Annotated in this window: 19 protein-coding genes; 9 read left to right on the forward strand and 10 right to left on the reverse strand. The window is 59.6% G+C overall.

What is annotated here, in order from left to right; all coding sequences use genetic code 11:
- Positions 1-42: 42 nt before the first annotated feature.
- Complete coding sequence (locus ACYQ6M_RS20270) at positions 43-1,137, reverse strand: polyamine ABC transporter substrate-binding protein (RefSeq protein ID WP_031269801.1); 1,095 nt, start codon at positions 1,135-1,137, stop codon at positions 43-45.
- Positions 1,138-1,287: 150 nt separating this feature from the next.
- A complete protein-coding gene (locus tag ACYQ6M_RS20275) occupies positions 1,288-2,676 on the reverse strand; it encodes a glutamine synthetase family protein (RefSeq protein ID WP_023002189.1) in 1,389 nt (462 codons plus the stop codon).
- Between the two features lie 200 nt (positions 2,677-2,876).
- On the opposite strand from ACYQ6M_RS20275, the gene ACYQ6M_RS20280 reads away from it, so the two are divergent.
- The 7 genes from ACYQ6M_RS20280 (at position 2,877) to ACYQ6M_RS20310 (ending at position 10,004) form a co-directional block, all read left to right on the forward strand.
- The gene (locus ACYQ6M_RS20280) at positions 2,877-3,554 is read left to right on the forward strand and encodes a GntR family transcriptional regulator (protein ID WP_023002190.1); all 678 of its coding nucleotides are present in this window, start codon (positions 2,877-2,879) and stop codon (positions 3,552-3,554) included.
- Between the two features lie 104 nt (positions 3,555-3,658).
- Positions 3,659-5,113 carry a glutamine synthetase family protein gene (locus ACYQ6M_RS20285; RefSeq protein ID WP_023002191.1) on the forward strand — a complete coding sequence of 485 codons (1,455 nt, stop codon included), beginning with the start codon at positions 3,659-3,661 and terminating at the stop codon, positions 5,111-5,113.
- Positions 5,114-5,144: 31 nt separating this feature from the next.
- The gene (locus tag ACYQ6M_RS20290) at positions 5,145-6,539 is read left to right on the forward strand and encodes an aspartate aminotransferase family protein (protein WP_460075239.1); all 1,395 of its coding nucleotides are present in this window, start codon (positions 5,145-5,147) and stop codon (positions 6,537-6,539) included.
- A gap of 184 nt (positions 6,540-6,723) precedes the next feature.
- Positions 6,724-7,707 carry an iron exporter MbfA gene (gene mbfA / locus ACYQ6M_RS20295; protein WP_460075241.1) on the forward strand — a complete coding sequence of 328 codons (984 nt, stop codon included), beginning with the start codon at positions 6,724-6,726 and terminating at the stop codon, positions 7,705-7,707.
- A gap of 167 nt (positions 7,708-7,874) precedes the next feature.
- On the forward strand, positions 7,875-8,267 hold the full coding sequence (locus ACYQ6M_RS20300) for a YciI family protein (RefSeq protein WP_460075243.1): 393 nt from the start codon (positions 7,875-7,877) through the stop codon (positions 8,265-8,267).
- A complete protein-coding gene (locus tag ACYQ6M_RS20305) occupies positions 8,236-9,480 on the forward strand; it encodes an RNA polymerase sigma factor (RefSeq protein WP_460075245.1) in 1,245 nt (414 codons plus the stop codon). Before ACYQ6M_RS20300 ends, ACYQ6M_RS20305 begins: the two co-directional genes overlap by 32 nt.
- A gap of 140 nt (positions 9,481-9,620) precedes the next feature.
- Positions 9,621-10,004 carry a VOC family protein gene (locus ACYQ6M_RS20310; RefSeq protein WP_460075247.1) on the forward strand — a complete coding sequence of 128 codons (384 nt, stop codon included), beginning with the start codon at positions 9,621-9,623 and terminating at the stop codon, positions 10,002-10,004.
- Between the two features lie 213 nt (positions 10,005-10,217).
- On the opposite strand, the gene ACYQ6M_RS20315 is transcribed toward ACYQ6M_RS20310, so the two are convergent.
- Complete coding sequence (locus ACYQ6M_RS20315; RefSeq protein ID WP_189640205.1) at positions 10,218-11,012, reverse strand: MipA/OmpV family protein; 795 nt, start codon at positions 11,010-11,012, stop codon at positions 10,218-10,220.
- 94 nt (positions 11,013-11,106) lie between these two features.
- Between ACYQ6M_RS20315 and ACYQ6M_RS20320 the strand changes: the two genes are divergently transcribed.
- On the forward strand, positions 11,107-11,733 hold the full coding sequence (locus tag ACYQ6M_RS20320; RefSeq protein WP_460075249.1) for a TetR/AcrR family transcriptional regulator: 627 nt from the start codon (positions 11,107-11,109) through the stop codon (positions 11,731-11,733).
- A 20-nt stretch (positions 11,734-11,753) separates the two neighbouring features.
- Here the strand turns inward: ACYQ6M_RS20320 and ACYQ6M_RS20325 are convergent, their stop codons facing one another.
- The 7 genes from ACYQ6M_RS20325 to cysG form a co-directional block, all read right to left on the reverse strand.
- Positions 11,754-13,181, reverse strand: coding sequence for a GGDEF domain-containing protein (locus ACYQ6M_RS20325; RefSeq protein WP_460075251.1), 1,428 nt, complete (start codon positions 13,179-13,181; stop codon positions 11,754-11,756).
- Between the two features lie 299 nt (positions 13,182-13,480).
- On the reverse strand, positions 13,481-14,254 hold the full coding sequence (locus tag ACYQ6M_RS20330) for an enoyl-ACP reductase FabI (protein WP_023002200.1): 774 nt from the start codon (positions 14,252-14,254) through the stop codon (positions 13,481-13,483).
- A 473-nt stretch (positions 14,255-14,727) separates the two neighbouring features.
- Positions 14,728-15,261, reverse strand: a complete 534-nt coding sequence (locus tag ACYQ6M_RS20335; RefSeq protein ID WP_077290814.1) for a DUF934 domain-containing protein — start codon at positions 15,259-15,261, stop codon at positions 14,728-14,730.
- Between the two features lie 34 nt (positions 15,262-15,295).
- Positions 15,296-16,057, reverse strand: coding sequence for a phosphoadenylyl-sulfate reductase (locus ACYQ6M_RS20340; RefSeq protein WP_023002202.1), 762 nt, complete (start codon positions 16,055-16,057; stop codon positions 15,296-15,298).
- A complete protein-coding gene (locus ACYQ6M_RS20345) occupies positions 16,044-17,702 on the reverse strand; it encodes a nitrite/sulfite reductase (protein ID WP_023002203.1) in 1,659 nt (552 codons plus the stop codon). Before ACYQ6M_RS20345 ends, ACYQ6M_RS20340 begins: the two co-directional genes overlap by 14 nt.
- A 62-nt stretch (positions 17,703-17,764) precedes the next feature.
- On the reverse strand, positions 17,765-18,064 hold the full coding sequence (locus ACYQ6M_RS20350) for a DUF2849 domain-containing protein (RefSeq protein ID WP_023002204.1): 300 nt from the start codon (positions 18,062-18,064) through the stop codon (positions 17,765-17,767).
- Positions 18,065-18,085: 21 nt separating this feature from the next.
- A complete protein-coding gene (gene cysG, locus ACYQ6M_RS20355; RefSeq protein ID WP_152504670.1) occupies positions 18,086-19,549 on the reverse strand; it encodes a siroheme synthase CysG in 1,464 nt (487 codons plus the stop codon).
- Between the two features lie 362 nt (positions 19,550-19,911).
- Here cysG and ACYQ6M_RS20360 point away from each other — a divergent pair, with 362 nt between their 5' ends.
- Positions 19,912-21,018 carry a hypothetical protein gene (locus ACYQ6M_RS20360; RefSeq protein WP_152504671.1) on the forward strand — a complete coding sequence of 369 codons (1,107 nt, stop codon included), beginning with the start codon at positions 19,912-19,914 and terminating at the stop codon, positions 21,016-21,018.
- Positions 21,019-21,145: the final 127 nt, after the last annotated feature.

A 21,145-nucleotide genomic window follows, 5' to 3' on the forward strand; every position in this document is an offset into this window, starting at 1 on the left:
TCGCCGGACCCTTGGAAAGGGCCCGGCGGTGTTCGTGTTCGCTTACTGGCCGCTCTTGACCGAGGTCCAGGTGCGGGTCACGACCCGGTTCACCTTCGGAGGATAGGGGGTGACGGTGTAGAGGTTCTTCACCGCTTCCTCGGTCGGGTAGATCGCCGGATCCCCGATCACGTCCTCGTTGAGGAATTCCTGCGACGCCTTGTTGCCGTTGGCGTAGTAGACGACGTTGGAAGCCTTCGCCATCACTTCAGGACGCATGATGTAGTTCAGGAACTCGTGCGCCTCTTCCTTGTGCGGAGCATCGGCCGGGATCGCCATCTGGTCGAACCACATCAGCGCGCCCTCTTTCGGGATCGAATATTCGACGGTCACGCCGTTGTCGGCTTCCGCCGCACGGTCGCGCGCCTGCAGAACGTCACCGGACCAGCCGACCGCCAGGCAGATATCGCCATTGGCAAGAGCGTTGATGTATTCGGAAGAATGGAACTTCTGGATGTACGGGCGAACCGACATCAGGAGCTCACCGGCCTTTTCGATTTCCGCCGGGTCCTTGCTGTCCGGATCGAGACCCAGATAGTTGAGGGCAGCCGGGATCAGCTCGGTCGGAGCGTCCAGGATGAACACGCCGCAATCCTTCAGCTTCTCGATGTTTTCCTTCTTGAACAGGAGATCCCAGCTGTCCACCGGCGGGTTGTCGCCGAGCGCGGCCTTCACCTTGTCGACATTGTAGCCGAAACCGGTGGTGCCCCACATGTAGTTGATCGAGTGCTTGTTGCCCGGATCATACTTGTCGACGCGTGCCTCGATGTCCTTCCACATGTTGGACAGGTTGGTCAGCTTGGACTTGTCGAGTTCAGAGAAAACACCGGCCTGAATCTGGCGGGCCAGGAAGGTTCCGGTCGGCACGACGACATCGTAGCCGGTACCGCCTGCCAGCAGCTTGGTTTCCAGCACTTCGTTGCTGTCGAACACGTCGTAGACAACCTTGATGCCGGTTTCCTTGGTGAAGTCTTCCAGGATGGTCTCGTCGATGTAGTCGGACCAGTTGTAGACATTCACGACCTTGTCCTGGGCGAATGCAGCACCGCTCATCAGGCTGAGAACGGCGACCCCGGTCAACATGGATTTAAACGTCATTTGAGAACTCCCCTCAGAGTTTTGTCAGTGGCCCTTTGATGGCCTAGTGCCTGAATGCAAATGGACATTTGCGCTGTTTGCGTCTTGTCTGTCCCGCAGATTGGCTATGGCGCCGGTTTTTGTCCAGCGTCGATTTTGGGCAGCAGCCGATCACAAATACGTCTGTCGCTCAAGCGATGAGATCTCCCGCCCAAATTCGTTCAGTTCCTCCCGTTTGATCTCGGTAAGTACCTTGTGCATTTCCTTTCCGACCGCCTGTTTCATCAGCTTGGAGGCTTCAAAAGCATCAATGGCTTCGTCCATCCAGGGGGTCAGTCGCTTCTTGCGTTTCTCATACGCATTGCCGGTCACTGGCGCAGGCGGATCCTTTTTCAGCCTGAGGCCTTCCATCATGCCGGCGAGAATGCCCGTCAGCACAAGATAGGGGTTGGCGTCGGCGCCTGCGATCCGGTGTTCGACACGGGCAGCTTCCGGTGTCGAGGCAGGAACCCGCAACGCCACGGAGCGGTTGTCGTAGCCCCAGCAGATGGAGGCCGGGGCATAGGAGCCCGGCTGCATCCGGCGGAAACCGTTGAAGGTGGAAATGAAAAGCAACAGAGCTTCCGGCATGGTCTTCAAAAGACCGTTGATGGCATATCCGAGCCGGTCTGCGCCGGTTTCCGGATCCGCGAACAAATTGCCGTTATCGTCTTCCATGGACACGTGCACATGCATGCCGTTGCCGGGCCATTCCACGAAAGGCTTGGCCATGAAGGACGCCTTGAGTTCGTGCTTGCGGGCGACACCTGCCACCAGGCGGCGCAGCATGACAACGTCATCGGCAGCCAGGAGCGGGTTGCGGCGATGGTGCAGGTTGAGTTCGAACTGGCCGGGCGCGGCTTCGGAAACTGCAGCGTCCGCCGGAATGCCCTGAACCTCGCAGGCCTTCCGCAGATCGTCGACCACCGGCAGCAAGGCCTCCAGGTCGGACAGCGCGTACATGTTCTGGCGGGCAGGGCCGAGATGGGTGGAGAACAGCGGCTTGGGCTGCTCCGTCCAGTCACCGTCACTTTCCTCGAACAGATAGAATTCCAACTCGAAGGCACAGGTGGCGGTCACGCCGAATTCGTCCTTCAGCCGGTCGACCATGTTTTCCAGAACGTGACGCGGGTCTGCCAGGAACGGATCGCCGTCCCGATCGTACATGGACAAAAGCACCTGGGCGGTCTTGCGGTCGGTCCAGGGAACAAGCTTCAGCGTTTCGGGGATCGGCCAGCAGACACCGTCCTTGTCACCCGTTTCCAGATGCATGCCGGTGGCCTCGACCTCACGCCCCCAGACATCAAGCCCGTAAAGCGAATAGGGAAAGGCCACGCCGCCCTCGAATACCTTTTCGAGCGCCTTGCCCGGCAACCACTTGCCGCGCAGCACGCCGTTGGTATCGGGCAGAATGACCTCGAGCGTATCAAGATCGGGATGGGCGGCCATGAAGGCCTCGAAGTCCGTCTTCCAGCCGGGCAGCGCCGGATGCTCGAGGATCTGGTGGGGAAGCTCGTTCATTTAGAGTTTTTACGCCCCTGCGTCTTGCTGGACTAAGCCGTCCGCACTCCTGCGGCAGCCGGCAGCTTTTGTTTGCGTCCTTTTCAAAAATGTGATCACTTTCGGAAAACCCTGTCAAGCGGGATCGCATAAATTGACCGTTTGACTTTTTCGGGAGGACGTCTTTGGCCCTTCGGCAATCCGCTTTGCAATCCGGCCCCGTGAAGGAGGCCAGCGGCCCTTCCACGTCCCGTGGTGCAACCCGTGGGCAGGTCGACAATGCCGTCCGGTCCGGGCTGCTTACAGGCCGGTTCATACCTGGAAAAGCCGTGACAATCCGGGGGCTTGCCGCGGAACTTGGCGTCAGCCCGATGCCAGTGCGCGAAGTGTTGCAACGGCTTGCGGCAGAAAACGCTCTCGAGGTGAAACCGAACGGCCGGGTACAGATACCGGACATGACCCCGGCCCGCTTCGACGAGGTGCTGAAAGCAAGACTTCTTCTGGAACCGGAACTGGCCGAATTGGCCCTGCCGCACCTGACATCCAAGGATGCAAAGGACCTTCAATCGATCGATGACGACATCGACGAGCGGCTCACAAGTGGCGATGCAGAAGCCTACATGCGGCTCAACCACGCCTTTCACTTCCGCATTTACAGGGCGTCCGGATCCAAGGTTCTGCTGCCGCTGATCGACAGTCTCTGGCTGCAGTTCGCGCCATTCATGCGTACGGTTTACGGACGGGTCGGCACTGCCAGTCTTGAGGACCGTCACAAGGAAGCCATCCGCGCGATCGAAGATCAGGACGGCCCTGCACTGCGGGCTGCGATCGCGGCCGATATTGCCGACGGCATGGGGCTTCTCGGCAAGGAAATCCTGTCAAATGCATCAGGCGGTTGATCCTTTTTGAAAGCCATGTCATTTTGTGATCACAAAATGATTTCTCCGACCCGGGACAGCCCCATGCAGACAGGCACTTGATAACGCCCCTGTTTGCCGTCCAAATGGCCTTCCCTGCCCCGGCCAAAGTGCCAAAACCATTGGAGCTTCTTGTGACTGCTGAAACGCCTGCCAGCGAAAGCGAAAATCCGATCGACAGCCTGCGCGGTGTTCCCGATGTCGATGCGGCCCGTGACTGGCTCAACGCGCGCAACATCCAGGATATCGAATGCATCGTTCCAGACCTTGCCGGTGTTGCCCGCGGCAAGATGATGCCGACTGGCAAGTTTTTCTCCGGCCCGGTGATGACGATGCCTGCTTCGATCTTCGCGCAGACGATCTCGGGCGATTATCCGGACGACGACGACTGGTTTCAGCACAACCCCATCGACGGCGATCTCTATTTCAAGCCCGACTACAGCACCCTTACCACCGTGCCCTGGGAAAGCGACCCGACCGCGCAGCTGATCCACGATGCCGTCACCCGGCAGGGTGCACCGGTCGAGACCGCGCCGCGCAATGTCTTGAAGCGTGTTCTCAAACTCTACGAGGACAAGGGCTGGGAGCCTGTCGTGGCGCCGGAAATCGAGTTTTACCTCGTCCGTCCGAACACGGATCCTGACTATCCGCTTGAGCCGCCGCGGGGTCGGTCCGGCCGTCCGGAAGTCGGCCGGCAGTCCTATTCGATTTCCGCGCTGAACGAATTCGACGACCTGATCGACGACATCTACGACCTGTCGGAACAGCAGGGCCTCGAGATCGACACGATGATCCACGAGGAAGGCGCAGCGCAGATGGAAATCAACCTGCGCCATGGCCAACCGCTGGCCCTGGCCGACCAGGTGTTCCTGTTCAAGCGCACCATCCGAGAGGCCGCGCTTCGTCACGAAATGTATGCCACCTTCATGTCGAAGCCGATGTCGAACCAGCCCGGTTCGGCGATGCATATTCACCAGTCGGTGGTCGACAAGGAAACCGGCCTCAACATCTTCGCGGATGAAAACGGCGAGGAAACACAGGCGTTCCTTTCGTTTATCGCCGGTCACCAGCGGTTCCTTCCGCGGGTCACCTGCATCATGGCGCCTTTCGTCAATTCCTATCGCCGGTTCTCCAAGACCTCGACTGCACCGGTGAATGTCTACTGGGGCTATGACAACCGCACGGTGGGTTTGCGTGTGCCTTATTCCAACGCCCAGGCACGTCGTCTGGAAAACCGGGTACCGGGGTCCGACGTCAATCCGTATCTCGCGATCGCCGCAAGCCTTGCCTGCGGGTACCTGGGGATGGTCCACGGGCTCAAGCCGGATTCCCCGAAATCCGACGACTGCTCGGAACGGTCCAAGTCCCTGCCGCGAGGTCTGCCAGAGGCGCTGGCAAAGTTCGAAAAATCCGACGAGATGATCGAGGTATTCGGCGAACAGTTCGTCGCCACCTATCGGGCGATCAAATACGAGGAATTTGAAACCTTCATGTCCGTGATCAGCCCCTGGGAGCGGGAATACCTGCTGCTCAACGTCTGATCCCGTCTGTCACTATCCGGAGCGTTCGCCAATGACGGCCCATTCCAACATCTATCCGACCAAGGCCCTTCAGGAGCTCGATGCCGCCCATCACTGGCATCCTTTTTCCGACATGAAGTCGCTGAACCAGGAAGGCAGCCGGGTGATCACCCATGCCGACGGTATCTGGCTGACGGATTCGGAAGGCAACCGGATCCTCGACGGCATGGCCGGTCTGTGGTGCGTGCAGGTTGGCCATGGCCGCAAGGAGATTGCGGATGCGGTCTACAAGCAGATGAACGAGCTGTCCTATTACAACACGTTCTTCAAGACGACCCATCCGCCCGCGATTGCATTGTCTGAAAAGCTGGCGAAACTGGCACCCGATCACATCAACAGGGTGTTCTACTGCTCGTCCGGGTCCGAGGCCAACGACACCGTGTTCCGCATGGTCCGCACCTATTGGGACAAGATGGGCAAGCCGGACAAGAAGGTGATCATCGGCCGCTGGAACGGCTATCATGGCTCGACGCTCGCCGGCACCAGCCTCGGCGGCATGAAGGGCATGCACCAGCAGGGCGGCTTGCCGGTTCCGGGCGTGCATCACATCGACCAGCCCTACTGGTTCGGTGAAGGTCATGACATGAGCCCGGAAGAGTTCGGCGTCTTTGCCGCGCGCAAACTGGAAGAAGCCATTGACGAGATCGGCGAGGACAAGGTTGCGGCCTTCATCGCCGAACCGATCCAGGGCGCCGGTGGTGTCATCATTCCGCCGGAGACCTATTGGCCGGAAATCCGCCGTATCCTCGACGAACGGGATATCCTCTTCGTTTCAGACGAGGTCATCTGCGGCTTCGGCCGTCTCGGCGAATGGTTCGGTTCGACCCACTACGGCATGAAGCCGGACCTGATGCCCATCGCCAAGGGCCTGACGTCCGGCTATCTGCCGATGGGCGGTGTCATGGTGTCCGATCGCGTGGCCGAAGGTCTGATGCTTTCGGGTGAAGAGTTCTACCACGGCTACACCTATTCCGGTCACCCGGCCTGCGCCGCGGCTGCACTCGCCAACCTGGAAATCATCGAGCGCGAAGGCCTGGTCGAGCGCGTCAAGACCGATATCGGTCCCTATCTCAAGGAACGCTGGCTGAAGCTGGGCGATCACCCTCTGATCGGCGAAGCCCGCATGACCGGCCTTGTCGGTGCACTGGAACTGGTGCCGGACAAGAAAAATCCGCATCGACCGTTCAAGGACGTCGGCACGGCCGGCACCATTTGCCGCGACATTTCCTTCGGCAACGGCATGGTCATGCGCGCGGTGCGCGACAGCCTGATCATTTCGCCGCCGCTGGTCCTGACCCACGAGGAGGCGGATATTCTGGTGAAGACCGCCGAGAAAACCCTCGACGAGACCTATCAGGTCCTGAAGCGTGACGGCTGGATAGGCTGACACCGACAGCCGAACCGATTGCGGGGACGATGAAACATGCGTCATCTTGGCATCGGTTCGGCTTCTCTTAATTTGCTAACATCCGAATATAACCTGATCGGTGATCGAACCGGCTCGGGGCCGGCGTGCTGCCTACCTGAAGGCGGTCCACCTGTAAAATGGTAATCCTGGGTGAGAGGCATTGATGTTCGGACGTGTTTTAAGACTGGGAAAGCGGGATTTCTCATCCCTTTCCGAACAGGAAATCCTGGCGCTTGCGATTTCCTCCGAGGAGGACGATGCCCGCATCTACAAGGCTTATGCCGATGGTCTGCGTGACCAGTATCCGCAATCGGCCAAGGTCTTCGACGACATGGCCGCAGAGGAAAACCAGCACCGGCGGAGACTGATCGAACAGCACCGGGCGCGATTCGGCGAAACGATCCCTCTCATACGCCGGGAACATGTGCGCGGCTATTACGACCGCAAGCCCGACTGGCTGGTGCGCCCCCTCGGACTTGAGAAGGTCCGTGCCATGGCCGAGGAAATGGAGGCGCAGGCCTATCGCTTCTACACCGAAGCTGCCAAGCGCACCTCGGACGCAGGAACCCGCAAGCTTCTGGGCGATCTTGCGATTGCCGAGAAAGGCCACGAGAGTCTCGCCCAGCGCCTTGGAGCCAAACACACGCCCGACGACGTGCAGGAACAGGAGCGCCAGACCGAACGTCGGCAATTCATCCTGACCTACGTCCAGCCGGGCCTCGCCGGTTTGATGGACGGCTCGGTATCAACGCTGGCTCCGATCTTTGCCGCCGCCTTCGCGACGCAGGATACCTGGCAGACCTTCCTGGTCGGCCTGTCGGCCTCCGTCGGGGCGGGCATATCCATGGGCTTTACGGAAGCGGCCCATGACGACGGCGTGCTCTCGGGACGCGGATCACCGCTGAAGCGCGGCCTCGCCTCGGGCATCATGACCGCCCTCGGCGGCCTTGGTCACGCCCTGCCCTATCTCATTCCCGAATTCTGGACAGCGACAACTGTCGCCGCATTCATCGTTTTCATCGAATTGTGGGCGATTGCCTGGATCCAGAACCGCTACATGGAAACACCGTTTCTGCGAGCGGCCTTCCAGGTTGTCCTCGGTGGTTCGCTGGTCTTTGCGGCAGGCGTTCTCATCGGCAACGCCTAGAAGATCACACGGATCGGAGTTGCCCGGCTTAACGGCCGGCAACTCTCCCTTTCGGCCAAGCCATGCCCTGATCGCAGGCAAGTTTTCACTTTTTTTCGGTCGGCTGTCGGATAAGCTCGCGCCTGCACGTTCCTTGGGTATCAATCCAAGCAACCGGAGGGACCCACATGCTTTTTTCCGTTTTGATTTACGCCAGCGAAGATTTCATTGATGCTCTGCCACCGGAAGAGCTTGCCACCGTTTATCAGAAACACGGCGCCTTTCACGAACACACCAAGACAAACAACTCCTTCGCCGTTGCAACCAAGTTGATGTCGACGGGAACGTCGGTCACGATCAACAAGGACAAGGACGACTTTATTGTCACCGACGGGCCTTTTGCCGAAACGAAAGAGCAGTTCATGGGCTTTTACGTGATCGACTGCCCGACACTGGACGACGCCATCGAGGCGGTGAAGATCCTGCCGCTGGATCATGGCCGCATAGAAATTCGTCCGGTGGAATTCTTCGAGGGAGCCGATTTCAAGAATGCCGAGCGCCTGGTTATCAGCGCATCTTAGGGCTGCCCGCCCGCGCGTCCTGGCAGCGCTCAACCGCGTCTTCGGCGACATTGACCTTGCCGAGGATGCTTTTCAGGACGCCTCGTTGAAAGCGCTCAAGGCGTGGTCACCCGACCGGATGCCGGCGGATCCGGTTGCCTGGCTGATCATAGCCGGACGCAATGCCGGCATCGATACGCTGCGGAAACGCAAAAAGGAAACCCTCACCGCACCGGATGATCTCGAGCCTCTTCCCGAAGGCCCGCACCCGGAAGACGAGCTGACCCAATCGCTGGATCATGCCGTCTACCGGGACGACATCCTGCGCCTTCTGTTTACCTGTTGCCACCCGGTGCTGCGCCGGGACCAGCAGATTGCCCTTTCCCTGAAAATTGTCGCTGGTCTTGCTGTGGAGGAGATTGCCCGTGCATTCCTGGTACAGGCCAAGACCATGGAACAGCGCATCACGCGCGCCAAGAAACGGCTGCAGGCGGCCAAACTGAGCTATGAGGAGCCGGACAGAACCGCCCGTGCCGAGCGACTTTCCGCCGTAGCCAATGCCATCTATCTGATCTTCAACGAAGGCTATGCGGCTTCACAGGGTGAAGAACTGATCCGCGAGCCCCTGTGTGAGGAAGCGATCCGCCTGGCCCGCCTGATCGTTCGGCTGTTTCCCGAAGAACCGGAACTGCGCGGCTTGCTGGCCCTTTGCCTGATCCAGCATTCCCGCCGCAAGGCCCGGCTGAGCCGGAGCGGCGCTGCCGTAACGCTGGAAGACCAAGACCGTTCGCTTTGGGACCGGAAACTGATCGCCGAAGGCAACTTTCTGCTTGAGGCCGCCTTGCGCAAGGCGCGGCCCGGCCCCTTTCAGATCGAGGCAGCCATTGCCTCGACCCACACCCAGGCTGTGACCTACGCAACCACCGACTGGGTCGAGATCGACCGGCTCTACCGTGCCCTGGAACATATCCGGCCTTCACCGGTTGTGGCGCTCAACCGCGCCGTGGTCCAGGCAAAGCTGAACGGGGCACAGGCCGGCTTGTGCCGCCTGGAGCAACTGGCTGGCTCTCTGGAGCGCTACCCGAACTTTCATGTTGTCCGCGCTACCTTTCTGGAAGAACTGGGCCTGGCTGAAGAGGCTCAGGCCGCTTACCGCAAAGCGCTGGAATTTGCGGGAACCGATGTCGATCGCGACCATATCCGTCGGAAAATGAAGGTTTCTGACGGACAATAAGCCTGTTTCGAACCTCGTCTTGCTCAGATCCTGCCAGACCAAAATATTTTTGGTCCCCCTGTCGGTTCTGCCTGTCGCCTGCCGTCCTCTGATCACCTGGCACTGCCAGGCAATTGTTTTCAACACAGAGGATGAAAGACATGAGCACTCCGTCGCAAACACATGGCGCGTTCAGCTGGATGGAACTTCATTGCGCTGACGGTGCCAAGGCGCAGGCCTTCTATTCCAACCTACTCGGCTGGGGCACAAAAACCGTGGATGTGGGCGTAGGCCCCTACACCATGATCATGAACAATGAAAACATGATCGGCGGCTTCCCATCCATGGAAACTGAAAGTCCCCGTTGGCTGCCCTATGTGACTGTCGACAGTGTCGATGCGCGTGTCGAAAAGGCCCGTGCGCTTGGCGCGACGATTGCGATGGAACCGATGAGCATTCCAAACGTCGGCCGCATGGCAACGATTGTCGACCCGCTCGGAGGCGTGATCGCGATGATCACATACGAAGAGCCGACAGACGCGTGATTGCGCCTACCGCTTGAACCTTCAGCAGCCCCGGCCTTGTGCCGGGGCACGCCTGGTGAAATGCGGCCCGCGATAACCTTTCAAAAATTCTGGCTGACGGAGCCACTGATGCAACCGATGACCGTTCTGGCGCTGGTGCGCTGCGTGGTTTTACCGGGAAAGGTGCCGGCACAGTTTTTCAGCGTCAGAGCAGCTTTCCGTGCAGACCGCCGATCAGAACTTGTACCAGAGAAACAGACCTCCGTGGCCGTTGAGCGCCTCTCCCCGGTCTTCAACGATCGGGCTATCAGCCATGCCGCCGAGAAGCACCGACCCGCCGACGAGGCCACCGACGCCCCAGTTTTCGGTTACGGCAAATCTTGACGAAACATCCACGCTCACATCCCTGAAGCCTGCGTCGGCCTTGTATTCCTTGAGACCGCTTGCGGCCGCGCCTTTTGCGGTCACGGAATAGTAGGCGTCAGCATAGGTGCCGTCGACAAAGGTCGTGGAGACATCGAGGCCGAAAGCCAGACGCTGGGTCGCGTTGATTTCGTAACCCAGGCTGAATGTGGCCGTTGTGCCGCTATCGCCGATGACGTCATGGGCAATCTCGACACTGGCACCAAGTGAATCGCGATCAAGCAGCAAACCGGCGTAGCCACCGCCTGCCGTGGCACCAACCCAGAGCTCCTCGTCAACATCGGGAAGCTTGTCGACAACATTGTCGGACACATCCTTGCGGCCCGTGCCGTAGCCAATAAGCGGCCCGGCGTAAAAGCTGTCGAAAGGCAGCACGTTGGCGGTCGCCGTCAATCCGTTGAACTTGACGAAATAAGGCCCCTTTTGCACAGACGCGATGATGCCGGGAACGAAACCGTAGTCCTTGGAGCCCAGATATTCCGGACCGAAGAAGGGACCAGCGCCAACCAGTACGCTCCAGTCCTTCTGTTCCTCCCCCATGGCAGGACATGCGACAAGCGCGAGACTTGCAAGGACGGTAGCCCGCACATAACACTTAGACGACATAAGACAACCCTTCTGCATTGCGACCCCAGCAATGTTGTCACTGTCTATATGCGGAATTTTCAGCCGTCAACGAAAATGTTGACAGTGTCTACTTATGGAGGAAACAGGCCTGAGCGACCTGAAATATCACCACGGCAATCTGAAAGAGGCCCTGATCCAGGCAGGGCTGGACATTCTGCGCGAAGATGGACTTGAAGCCCTGTCGCTGCGGGCGTGCGCCGCCCGTGCCGGCGTTTCCCATGGAGCGCCGAAGAACCACTTTGCCAATCTTGCCGTCCTGCAGGCAGCCATCGCGACGGAAGGCTTCCGGCAGTTTGCGGGCACGATGCGCCGGCATATGGCGGATGCGTCCAACGACGCCCGTGAACAGATACTCGCAAGCGCCCGCGGTTACATCGCCTTCGTTGAAGAGAACCCGCATCTGTTCCGGCTGATGTTCTCCATGGAACGACAGATCGACATCTATCCGGAGCTTCAGCCGGCCAGCCGCGAAGCCTATGCGGTTCTAAGGGAGGTCTCCGAAGGACTTTCACCGGAGAATTGCGAGAACCCCGTTCACCGGACTTCCGTTGAAACCATGCTGTGGGCGTTCATTCACGGGTATGCCAATCTGAAGGCAAATCGGCAGTTTTATACGGCCAATGCGGAAACCGGACGTGACCCGGCGCTGGAAGAAATCTTCCCGCAATTGCTTTACCTGACCAGAAGCAAGGAAGTCTGACGGCCGCCTGTCCGAAAACCCTATGCCGCTCCGCAGTGCTCCACGCGGTTCCGGCCGCGTTCCTTCGCCTGGTAGCAAAGCCGGTCTGCTTCGGCCAACAGGGTATCAAGACAGGCTGCATTGTCGTGTTTGACAGCGACGACGCCGAGGCTTGCCGTCACACGAACCAGTTTTCCGTCTCCTGCGGCAACCGGCTCACAGCAGACGCTTTGCCGAATTTTCTCGGCTTCCGCCACTGCGTCCATGATCTGGCTGTTCGGAATCATGATGGCGAATTCCTCGCCGCCCATACGACCCAGAAGACTGCCTGGCCGCAACGTGCCTTGCACACGCCGCACGAAGCTGACCAGTACGGTATCACCGGCGGCGTGTCCGTAGGTGTCGTTGACCGACTTGAAATGATCGAGGTCGACCATCAGCAGGGCAAAGCCGTTCATGCCAAGGGAGAGACTGCGGGAGACCTCCTCGCGGAAAGCGTTGCGGTTGAGCACGTCGGTCAGTTGGTCGTGCGTGGCAAGGTATTGCAGACGGACCAGCAACGCATTCCGGCTCTGCGTGACGCAGGACAACATGATAGGCGCCAGAGCAACAAGGGAAATGCCGAGCCGGATGGAAATGAGCGTCATCACGTCGAGTTGCAGGGAGCTGCTGTCGCCAAGCCCGTTTGACAGGATGACGAGACCCCACACGCCAATGCACAGCGTCAGTATCGCTGTCGGAAAGACCGGATAGACGACACCACACCACAAGAGCGCCGGAACCGGAAACGCAATGGCGCCAGGTCCTCCGACGACTGCTCCAGCAATACAGGAGATCAGCAGCAGGATCAGCGGTGCGCGTTTTACCTGCCTCAACCGGGCCAGCAGACCGGAAAAGTCCGGCAACGTTCCTTCCAGCTTCGGTGCCGACAGGATAACCGGCAGAAAGGAGATGTAGTTGACCAGCTCGGTCGTCGACCAGAATATCCAGCCGGGAATGACACCCCCGCCGAAGAGGATCGGATTTGCGATGCCCCCGACAACCCCTGCCAGGGAAGCGGCGATAGCCGAAGCCACCGCAAGATGGAGAAGGGCCAAGGGTTGTTGCAGCCGAACGGAGGAAGCAGGCAAGTACTTATAGACCTGATACCCGGCAGCCACCCCAACCATGTTGGCCGCATTCAGCAGCACGGCCTTTTCGAGTGTCGCTCCTGTCAGAAAATCCGCTGCCAGATAGCCTATGGCAGCAGCAACCCAGCTCTGCCAACAAGCCGACTTCGGCACACGGACCAGCAGTCCGAGGAGAATTGCGTTGGCCGGCCAGACTGCTGCCAGGAACCCGGTCGGCCGGGTAAGAATGCCGAAGATGCAAGCCAGGAACACCACCAGACCCAGCAAGAACGGTACGCGCATTTCAGGCCTTGCGACCCGGTCCAGGACACCACCCTTTCCGTATAAATTTGCGACCAATTTTCTCTCCATCTGCGACAGCTCGAATTAAGATAATTCAGGCATTCGCCGTCGGACGTTCCGCAATTTCCCGAAGTGCGCCCCTGGTTTCGGAAGGTTTCGGCAACCGAATCCGTTGATCCCTCTGAGGCATGGTGAGGGTGTTTATCTAACGAACCAATAAAAACACAAGCACAAAGTATGCATTAACTTCCGGAGCACGGATGTTTTGCATTAAGTTCACGTGGAGCGTTGACTTGGATTAGGCTGAACGACGTGCGGCATCACGAAAAGACCACGACGCCGAACCAGCCACCGGCTTAGAGAACCGTGTGCCGCAGACCGCCGTTGACTTGCAGGATCTCACCCGTCATTCCGCCGGAAAGATCACTGAGCAAATAGGCAGCAGCTCCGGCAACTTCCTCTGCAGTGACACCGCGGCGCAGGAACGACTGCCGCGAGAGAACTTCATGAACCTTGCGGAAGTCGGGAAGGACGCGCGATGACGTGGTCGGGACCGCACCCGCGGAAACACCGTTCACACGGACATTCTCATGGCCAAGTTCCGCCGCAAGCGCCCGCACGGAGTGTTCCAGGGCAGCCTTTGCGACACCCAGGACCTCGTAGCCGGGCACCACGCGCTCACCGCCCAGGAAGGTCAGGGCAACAACGGATCTGAGGTTCGGGTTGCGCCGCTGCACCTCCCGCACCAGGGCTATGAAGGCATAACAGCTGGTGCTGATCGTCTTCAGAAAATTCTCTTCGCTCGTCCCCAGCAGACCGTTCTGTCCGGCTTCGCCGATGTCGGTCTTGGCCAGGCAGAACACCATGCCGGTCAGGTCGGTCAGATCGTCAATCGCGTCGATGGACTGCGGATAATCCAGGAAGCGGATGTCGTGATGTGGCGTTTTGGCAGACAACTTTTCCGGCCGGCGCGACGTCAGCACGGTTTCCCAACCGTTCTGATACATGTGCTCGCCGATTGCCAGGCCGAGCGATCGCTTTGAACTGACCCCGACCACAAGCACCTTGTTGGTCTTTACTGCGGGCTTCCTCAGATCGAAGAGCGTTTCGAGGGTGCGAGTGACGGCCATTGAGCGACATTCCTGCTGAGGACCGGAACCGGCCTGCGGTATTGGATTTCGGGAAACAATTGGCAATGCCCCGGTATCCCCGTTTCGACGCCACATTGCCTCGTGCGCCAGTGCCGGTTCGCCGGCAAATCACTTTGCCGCCAGACCATATGACGTATAATAAGTCAGTCTTGTGACAATGCGATTCACAGCCTGTAACCGGATGTTTCAATCCACTGACGAACTGCATTCCGGTTGCTGACACAAACTGGACGGGCAAAACACTTGCCGTGGTTCGGTTTCACCTTTTCCTTCGACAGCAAATGACCTTGGGCGAGCACCTGTAGTCTTCGGCGATGCCGACGGCCTCTTGCAAGGATCGCCGCTCGCAAACAAATAGGGACCCCGCCTTGCGGGGTCCCCTGAAACGCTCGTTCGAATTTTGTGCCGCCCGTCCTATGACCATTGTCGCTAGACGGGCAGGCCTGTTCGGCTTACTCCGCGGCGACCGCCAGATCCCGGTGGGAGCGGCGCGCCCACGGGCGTGTTCCTTCCGGGATTTCATCAACCGTGCCGACCGGCTGCAGATATTTGGTCACTTCGGGCCATTCACCGGCCTTCAGGGCTTTCAGCACTTCCGGCTTGGAAATCTCGAACGTCGACACACCGCAGCGGCGTGCCAGCGGCACCTGGTCGAGAATGTATTTCCCGAGCGCGCGGATATCACCCTTGTAGCCGATCTGCTCACGCAGGATGCGGGCTGCGGAAAAGCCGCGGCCATCGGAAAAGCTCGGAAAGTCGACGGCAACCAGTGCCAGCCGGTCGAGATAATTTTCGATCAGCTCGACATCGTCACCAGCCTCGACGATGACCGCGGTTTTGCCCTCACGTGCCAGATATGCATCCGGGTCGATGAGAAACACGGTCATCGGTACAAGCGCATCGCCTTCGACAGCAGTGCCGGTTTCGGCATCTGTCCGCGCCCAGCTTTCCTCGACGAAATCGCCGTCCTTGAAAATCGTTGCCATTCTTTGCGTCCTCAAAATCCTCTATCGGCAGCGGTCAGATACCGCTGCCGTCAACTTCCTTGCCATGGGTCGGCCAGTGAATGCCGCATTCCGTCTTGTCCTGGCCACGCCAACGTCCAGCCCGGGGGTCCTCGCCGGGGGCAACCTTGCTGGTGCAGGGCAGGCAGCCGATGGAGGGGTAGCCTTGCGCCACCAGCGGATGCGGCGGCAGATCATGGGTCTTGGCATAATCCAGAATTTCTGCAGCCGTCCAGTCCGCCAGCGGATTGACCTTCACCCGGCCTTCGTCGATTTCGAAGAACTCCAGGCTGGAGCGACTTGCGCTCTGGAACCGCTTGCGGCCGGAAATCCAGGCCTCGAAACCGTTCAAGGCCTCGGCCAGCGGCACCACCTTGCGGATATGGCAGCAGGCGTCGGTATCGCTCATCCAGAGCATGCCCGCGGGATCTTCCCTGGAGAGATCGTCCTTGTTCGGCTTCTGGGTGCGGACATCGGTCAGGCCGAGCTTCTCGATCAACTCATCACGATAGAGCAGCGTGGCCGGAAACAGTTTGACCGTATCGACGAAAACGACCGGCGTCGACGGGTCGATCTGGGCAACCATATGCAGGAGCACTGCTGAATCGGCCCCGAAGCTGGAGACCATGGCAATGCCACCGGCGAACTGGTGGCGGATGGCCGCCCTCAGGACGTCGTCTGCGGTTGCATCCTCGAACTGGGCGTTGAGTGCGGCGACTTCCGCCTGCAAGCCCAGCTCCGGATCAACACCTAGGCTGAATGTCTCATGCAGCGCCATAAAGGGCCTCCTTGAAGGGATCCTCCCCAACCCGGCGATAGGCTTCCAGGAAGGTCTCTTCTTTGCCGTTCCGCAGGCCGAGATAGGTATCGACCAGCTTCTCGATGGCATCGACCACTTCTTCAGACGAGAAGCCGCGGCCGACGATTTCACCAATGGACGCGTTTTCGTTGGCGGAGCCGCCAAGCGTCACCTGATAGAATTCCTCGCCCTTCTTCTCCAGGCCGAGAATGCCGATGTGGCCGACATGGTGGTGACCACAGGCGTTGATGCAGCCGGAGATCTTGATCTTCAGCTCACCGATCTCGGCCTGCCGTTCCGCAGCACCGAAGCGTTCGGAGATCCGCTGCGCAACCGGAATGGAGCGGGCGGTTGCCAGGGCGCAATAGTCCATGCCCGGGCAGGCGATGATATCGGTGATCAGACCGGCATTTCCTTCCGCGATACGCGCGGCCACCAACTCGTCGAACAGCGCCGGCAGGTCGTCCAGCTTCACATGCGGCAGGATCACGTTCTGCTCGTGACTGATGCGGATCTCGTCATGACCGTATTTCTCGGCAAGGTTCGCGATCACGTCCATCTGCTCATCCGACGCATCGCCCGGGATGCCGCCGATCGGCTTCATGGACAATGTGACGGAGGTATAGCCAGGCACCCGGTGCGGGTTGAGGTTATGCGCCGTGAACTGGGCAAAGGCTGCATCCGCCGCCTTGCGTGTTTCAACGGCAGCCGATGTCGCATTGCCCACTTCCAGCGGAGGCGGAGCGAAATAGGCCTCGATACGGCGCACCTCCTCATCCGGCAGGCGCAGGACCCCGAAGCGGATCTTTTCGAATTCGGCCTCGATATCCGCCTTCAGTTCGTCCAGCCCGGTTTCATGAACCAGGATCTTGATGCGGGCCTTGTACTTGTTGTCGCGGCGGCCGTAGCGGTTATAGACGCGCAGGATCGCTTCCGAGTAGGCAAGCAGATCTTCCTCGGGAAGGAAGTCGCGCACCTTGCGGCCGATCATCGGCGTACGGCCAAGTCCGCCGCCGACGAAGACCACGAACCCGATCTCACCGGCATCGTTGCGTGCGAGCTGCAGACCGATATCGTGAACCTGGACGGCAGCACGGTCGTTCGGTGCGCCTGTGATGGCGATCTTGAACTTGCGCGGCAGGAACGAGAACTCCGGATGCAGCGATGACCACTGACGCAGGATTTCCGCATAGGGGCGCGGGTCGGCGATCTCGTCGGCGGCAGCACCGGCGAAGTGATCCGCGGTCACGTTTCGAATGCAGTTGCCCGACGTCTGGATGGCATGCATCTCGACTTCTGCCAGCTCTTCCAGGATCTTCGGCGTATCTTCCAGTTTCGGCCAGTTGAACTGGATGTTCTGGCGCGTGGTGAAGTGGCCGTAGCTCTGGTCGTACGTGCGGGCGATATGGGCAAGCTTGCGCATCTGCCGGCCATTGAGCGTGCCATAGGGAATGGCAACGCGCAGCATGTAGGCATGGAGCTGCAGGTAGAGACCGTTCATCAGGCGCAGCGGCTTGAACTCGTCCTCGGAAAGCTCGCCAGCCAGACGGCGGCGGACCTGGTCCTTGAACTGCTCGGTACGCTGGTTCACGAAGCTCGCGTCAAATTCGTCGTAACGGTACATGTCTCAATCTCTCCTCAGCGGGCGCTGCCATGGAAGGCGCTGCCCTGCCCTTCATTGTTGTTTCAGGCGGAAACCGCCTGGGCCTGCTTGCCCAGTTCCGGGTGGGTGGTCGGGCCGGTTGCCCGGATCTTTTCGCGCAGGCGCACCGGTACGATGACGCCCTCTTCCACGGTCACGTCCATCTCGTAGACACCAACGACTTTCTGGTTCTTCTCGGCCTCAAGACCTTCGGCCAGGGCTGCCGCGACCGCTTCCTTGCCGTCATAAACCTTAGCCAGCGTAATGCGCTCGACCCAGGAACCGTTTTCCGCGAGCCAGACAACATCGCCGTTCAAAAGGCGGTTGGCGGTGATGACTTTCATGTGCGTCCACTCTCTTCAAGTTCAGGCGGCTACAACCCGGGCGGCGAGCTGCGGCGCCAGGGGTTCGGCCTTGTCCATTGCGGCATGGCCCACGGCCTCGCCGATCACGATCAGAACCGGTCCGTCGATCTCAGCGCGGTTCGACAGCACCGCGAGTTCGGACAGGGTTCCGGCAAATTGGCGTTCGTCCGGGTGTGCCGCATTCTCGATAACGGCAACCGGTGTTTCAGGTTTCAGGCCCGCGCCGATCATCTTCTCGGCAACCGCAGCCGCCACGGTTCGGCCCATGTAGACAGCCACCGTCGCGCCCTTGAGTGCCAGCCCAGCCCAATCCGGCAGGGTTTCGGACTTGGCATTGTGGCCGGTAGCGAAAACCAGGTTGGAGGCGACACCGCGCAACGTGAGCGGGATCTGGGCTGACGCTGCCGCGGCGAAGGCTGCCGTGACGCCTGGAACAATTTCAAAGCCGATACCACCTTCGCGAAGCGCTTCCATTTCTTCTGCCGCACGGCCAAAGATCATCGGATCTCCAGCTTTCAGACGCACGACTTTCAAGCCCTTGCGGCCAAGCTCGACCAGGAGCTCGGAAATTTCGGACTGCGGCACGGAATGAGCGCCCTTGCGCTTGCCCACTGAAATGCGCTCCGCATCGCGGCGGCCCATGGCAACGACATTTGCCGGCACCAGCGCATCGTGAACGATGACGTCGGCTTCCTGCAGCAGGCGCTGCGCGCGCAGGGTCAACAGGTCTTCCGCGCCCGGCCCGGCACCGACAAGCCAGACAAAACCGGGCTCGTCCGCCATCGAATTCAACAACCGCTGTGCCTCTGAACGGGCGACATCAGCCTTGCCTGCATAGAGATTGGTTGCGACCGAACCGGAGAAGAAGCGCGCCCAGAAACTGCGGCGCAGCCCACCGTCGCGGATCACCTTGGTTGCGGCATCGCGGAAACTTTCGGCAAGACGCGCCAGCTCGCCGGTCGAACGCGGCAGCATGGCTTCAATGCGCGCGCGGATGTGGCGCGACAGGACAGGACCGACACCGGTCGAGGTTATCGCAACGGCGATCGGTGCGCGATTGACCAGGGCTCCGGTGTAGAAGTCGCACAGTTCCGGCTTGTCGACCGCATTGACCGGAACGCCCTGCGCCCGTGCCGCATCGACAACAGCCTTGTCGAGGTCCCAGTCTTCGCGCGCGGAAAAGACCAGAGCGGCGTCCTTCAGATGACCAGGCTGGAAATCCTCGGCAAGATGCTCGGTCTCGAAGAGGTCAATAGCCTCCTGCAGATCCGGTTCGACAATTTTGGATACGACGACGATCCGGGCGTTGGTTTCCCCCAGGAGACGAACCTTTGCAGCAGCTTCACCGCCGTGCCCGACAACGAGCACACGCCGGCCGGCAACCTTCATGAAGGCCGGAAACACGTCGAGCCGGTCTTCCGGCTTTTTCAGTGTTTTCAGAGTGTCGCCACCACGGCTAGTCATCGTCAGGGTCTCCAGTCCCAGTTTGATGGGTCTAATGTAATCGGCAGCCCATGCCTGCGCCGGGCACCGGATTTCAAAGCTGGAAACAGAAGCGGAATAGTTTTTTGCAATCCTCTGATTTGGCCAATTTCAATTCCCGGCGGCCGGTCAGAGTGATTTTTGCGAGGAAAAACTTCCAACGGGCCCGGTCCGATTGAAAGAGTTTTTCTCCTGTTCCAACGGGCAGTGAACACCCCGTTCAGCCGTCGTTTGCGACGGCATTCAAGCTTCCGGGCAAGCGTGCGTCATTCTTGATGCCGCAAAGGAAATCACTTAGCCTTTCCAGACGGCTGGGACACGGCCGCAGTGGCATCTGAGGGGGTATGATGCGTCTTGTTTATTCATTGGTTGCCGCCGGGGTTTCCGCAGGTCTTTTGCTCTTCGGTAGCTTCGGAACTAGCCATGCAGCCGTTGTTGAAAACTTCCAAAGCGGCGGCTGGAACGGCAGTGCCTTCACTGATGATCAGACCGGCGCATTTTCGACCTGTGTCGCGTCCGTGAGCTACCACAGCGGCATCACGCTATATGTCCAGCTCGACACCAACTACAACTGGGCCATCGGCTTTTCGGCGCTTCAGTGGAACATGAAGGTCGGCGCGGATATTGCGCTTCAGTATCGCATCGACCGGGGCGCCTGGCAGAGCGGCGTTGCCAAGGCGACGTCGAAGAATCTGGCGCGCATGCAAATGCCCAGAGGCGGCTACATCATCACCCGATTTCGCCGCGGACGGACACTTTACGTTCGAGATGGCACCTACAATTACGAATTCCGCCTCACAGGCACCTCTCGCCTGATGGCACGTCTTGCCAAATGCGTGGAGCAGAACATCGCACGGTACGGTGCGGCACCCGTTGCCGGCGCTGCAGGCGCCAGCTCTCAAGGTGGCCTCGGACATTCCGCCCCGACCAAGGACGAAGCGGCGGCGTCCAGTTCGGCGACCGACCCGCAACTTGCCATCGAAGCGACCCAGGCCCTGTTCAACCTGATGGGCAGCGCTGGCCTGTCCGGGCTAAAGCTTGTTCCCGACGGACAGCGCGAAGAAGATCTGAACGGCCTTCATGCCGTTGCCACCAACGACGCACGCACGATTGTGGCGCACATTTTTCCGGCGGGTAGCTACCAGTCGGAAGAAGAACTGATGTCGCTTATTGTTGCCGACAGCCAGAAGAAATGCGCGGAAGGCAAATTCACCTCAGGTTCCGAACGGATCAACGAGAACGGCAAACCGATCTATACAAGTTACGCCAACTGCGAAACGGGCGACTTCCAGTTGATCGAGCGGGTCGCCATCGCAAAGCGCAAGGCGGGCGGGGTCTTCATTTACGGCGTGGCGGATACTTACGTCGGCGAAGGCGGTGGCGCACCGGTTTCTCCGCCTGAACTGACGGATCCGGATCTCTACTCGGCAATCGCAAACGCTGCGGAGTAAGGCAAAACGAGCAGCCCAGATCACTGACCACAAGTCGGCTGTTCACCTGAGGCGCAGGTCGGCGTTTTTCCGTTCGCCGCCTCATCGTCACTTGGAGGATTGTCAAAACCGGGAAACAAAAAAGCCG

This window comes from Roseibium sp. ROS1 (assembly GCF_054658215.1).

Excerpts from the sequence above, each read along its gene's own strand:
- ACYQ6M_RS20300 (WP_460075243.1), top strand. The coding sequence starts at position 7,875 with ATGCTTTTTTCCGTTTTGATTTACGCCAGCGAAGATTTCATTGATGCT.
- ACYQ6M_RS20305 (WP_460075245.1), top strand. The coding sequence starts at position 8,236 with ATGCCGAGCGCCTGGTTATCAGCGCATCTTAGGGCTGCCCGCCCGCGC.
- ACYQ6M_RS20320 (WP_460075249.1), top strand. The coding sequence starts at position 11,107 with ATGGAGGAAACAGGCCTGAGCGACCTGAAATATCACCACGGCAATCTG.
- ACYQ6M_RS20290 (WP_460075239.1), top strand. The coding sequence starts at position 5,145 with ATGACGGCCCATTCCAACATCTATCCGACCAAGGCCCTTCAGGAGCTC.
- cysG (WP_152504670.1), bottom strand. The coding sequence starts at position 19,549 with ATGACTAGCCGTGGTGGCGACACTCTGAAAACACTGAAAAAGCCGGAA.
- ACYQ6M_RS20360 (WP_152504671.1), top strand. The coding sequence starts at position 19,912 with ATGATGCGTCTTGTTTATTCATTGGTTGCCGCCGGGGTTTCCGCAGGT.
- ACYQ6M_RS20335 (WP_077290814.1), bottom strand. The coding sequence starts at position 15,261 with ATGGCAACGATTTTCAAGGACGGCGATTTCGTCGAGGAAAGCTGGGCG.
- ACYQ6M_RS20285 (WP_023002191.1), top strand. The coding sequence starts at position 3,659 with ATGGCCTTCCCTGCCCCGGCCAAAGTGCCAAAACCATTGGAGCTTCTT.
- ACYQ6M_RS20270 (WP_031269801.1), bottom strand. The coding sequence starts at position 1,137 with ATGACGTTTAAATCCATGTTGACCGGGGTCGCCGTTCTCAGCCTGATG.
- ACYQ6M_RS20345 (WP_023002203.1), bottom strand. The coding sequence starts at position 17,702 with ATGTACCGTTACGACGAATTTGACGCGAGCTTCGTGAACCAGCGTACC.
- ACYQ6M_RS20310 (WP_460075247.1), top strand. The coding sequence starts at position 9,621 with ATGAGCACTCCGTCGCAAACACATGGCGCGTTCAGCTGGATGGAACTT.
- ACYQ6M_RS20315 (WP_189640205.1), bottom strand. The coding sequence starts at position 11,012 with ATGTCGTCTAAGTGTTATGTGCGGGCTACCGTCCTTGCAAGTCTCGCG.
- ACYQ6M_RS20340 (WP_023002202.1), bottom strand. The coding sequence starts at position 16,057 with ATGGCGCTGCATGAGACATTCAGCCTAGGTGTTGATCCGGAGCTGGGC.
- mbfA (WP_460075241.1), top strand. The coding sequence starts at position 6,724 with ATGTTCGGACGTGTTTTAAGACTGGGAAAGCGGGATTTCTCATCCCTT.
- ACYQ6M_RS20275 (WP_023002189.1), bottom strand. The coding sequence starts at position 2,676 with ATGAACGAGCTTCCCCACCAGATCCTCGAGCATCCGGCGCTGCCCGGC.
- ACYQ6M_RS20350 (WP_023002204.1), bottom strand. The coding sequence starts at position 18,064 with ATGAAAGTCATCACCGCCAACCGCCTTTTGAACGGCGATGTTGTCTGG.
- ACYQ6M_RS20330 (WP_023002200.1), bottom strand. The coding sequence starts at position 14,254 with ATGGCCGTCACTCGCACCCTCGAAACGCTCTTCGATCTGAGGAAGCCC.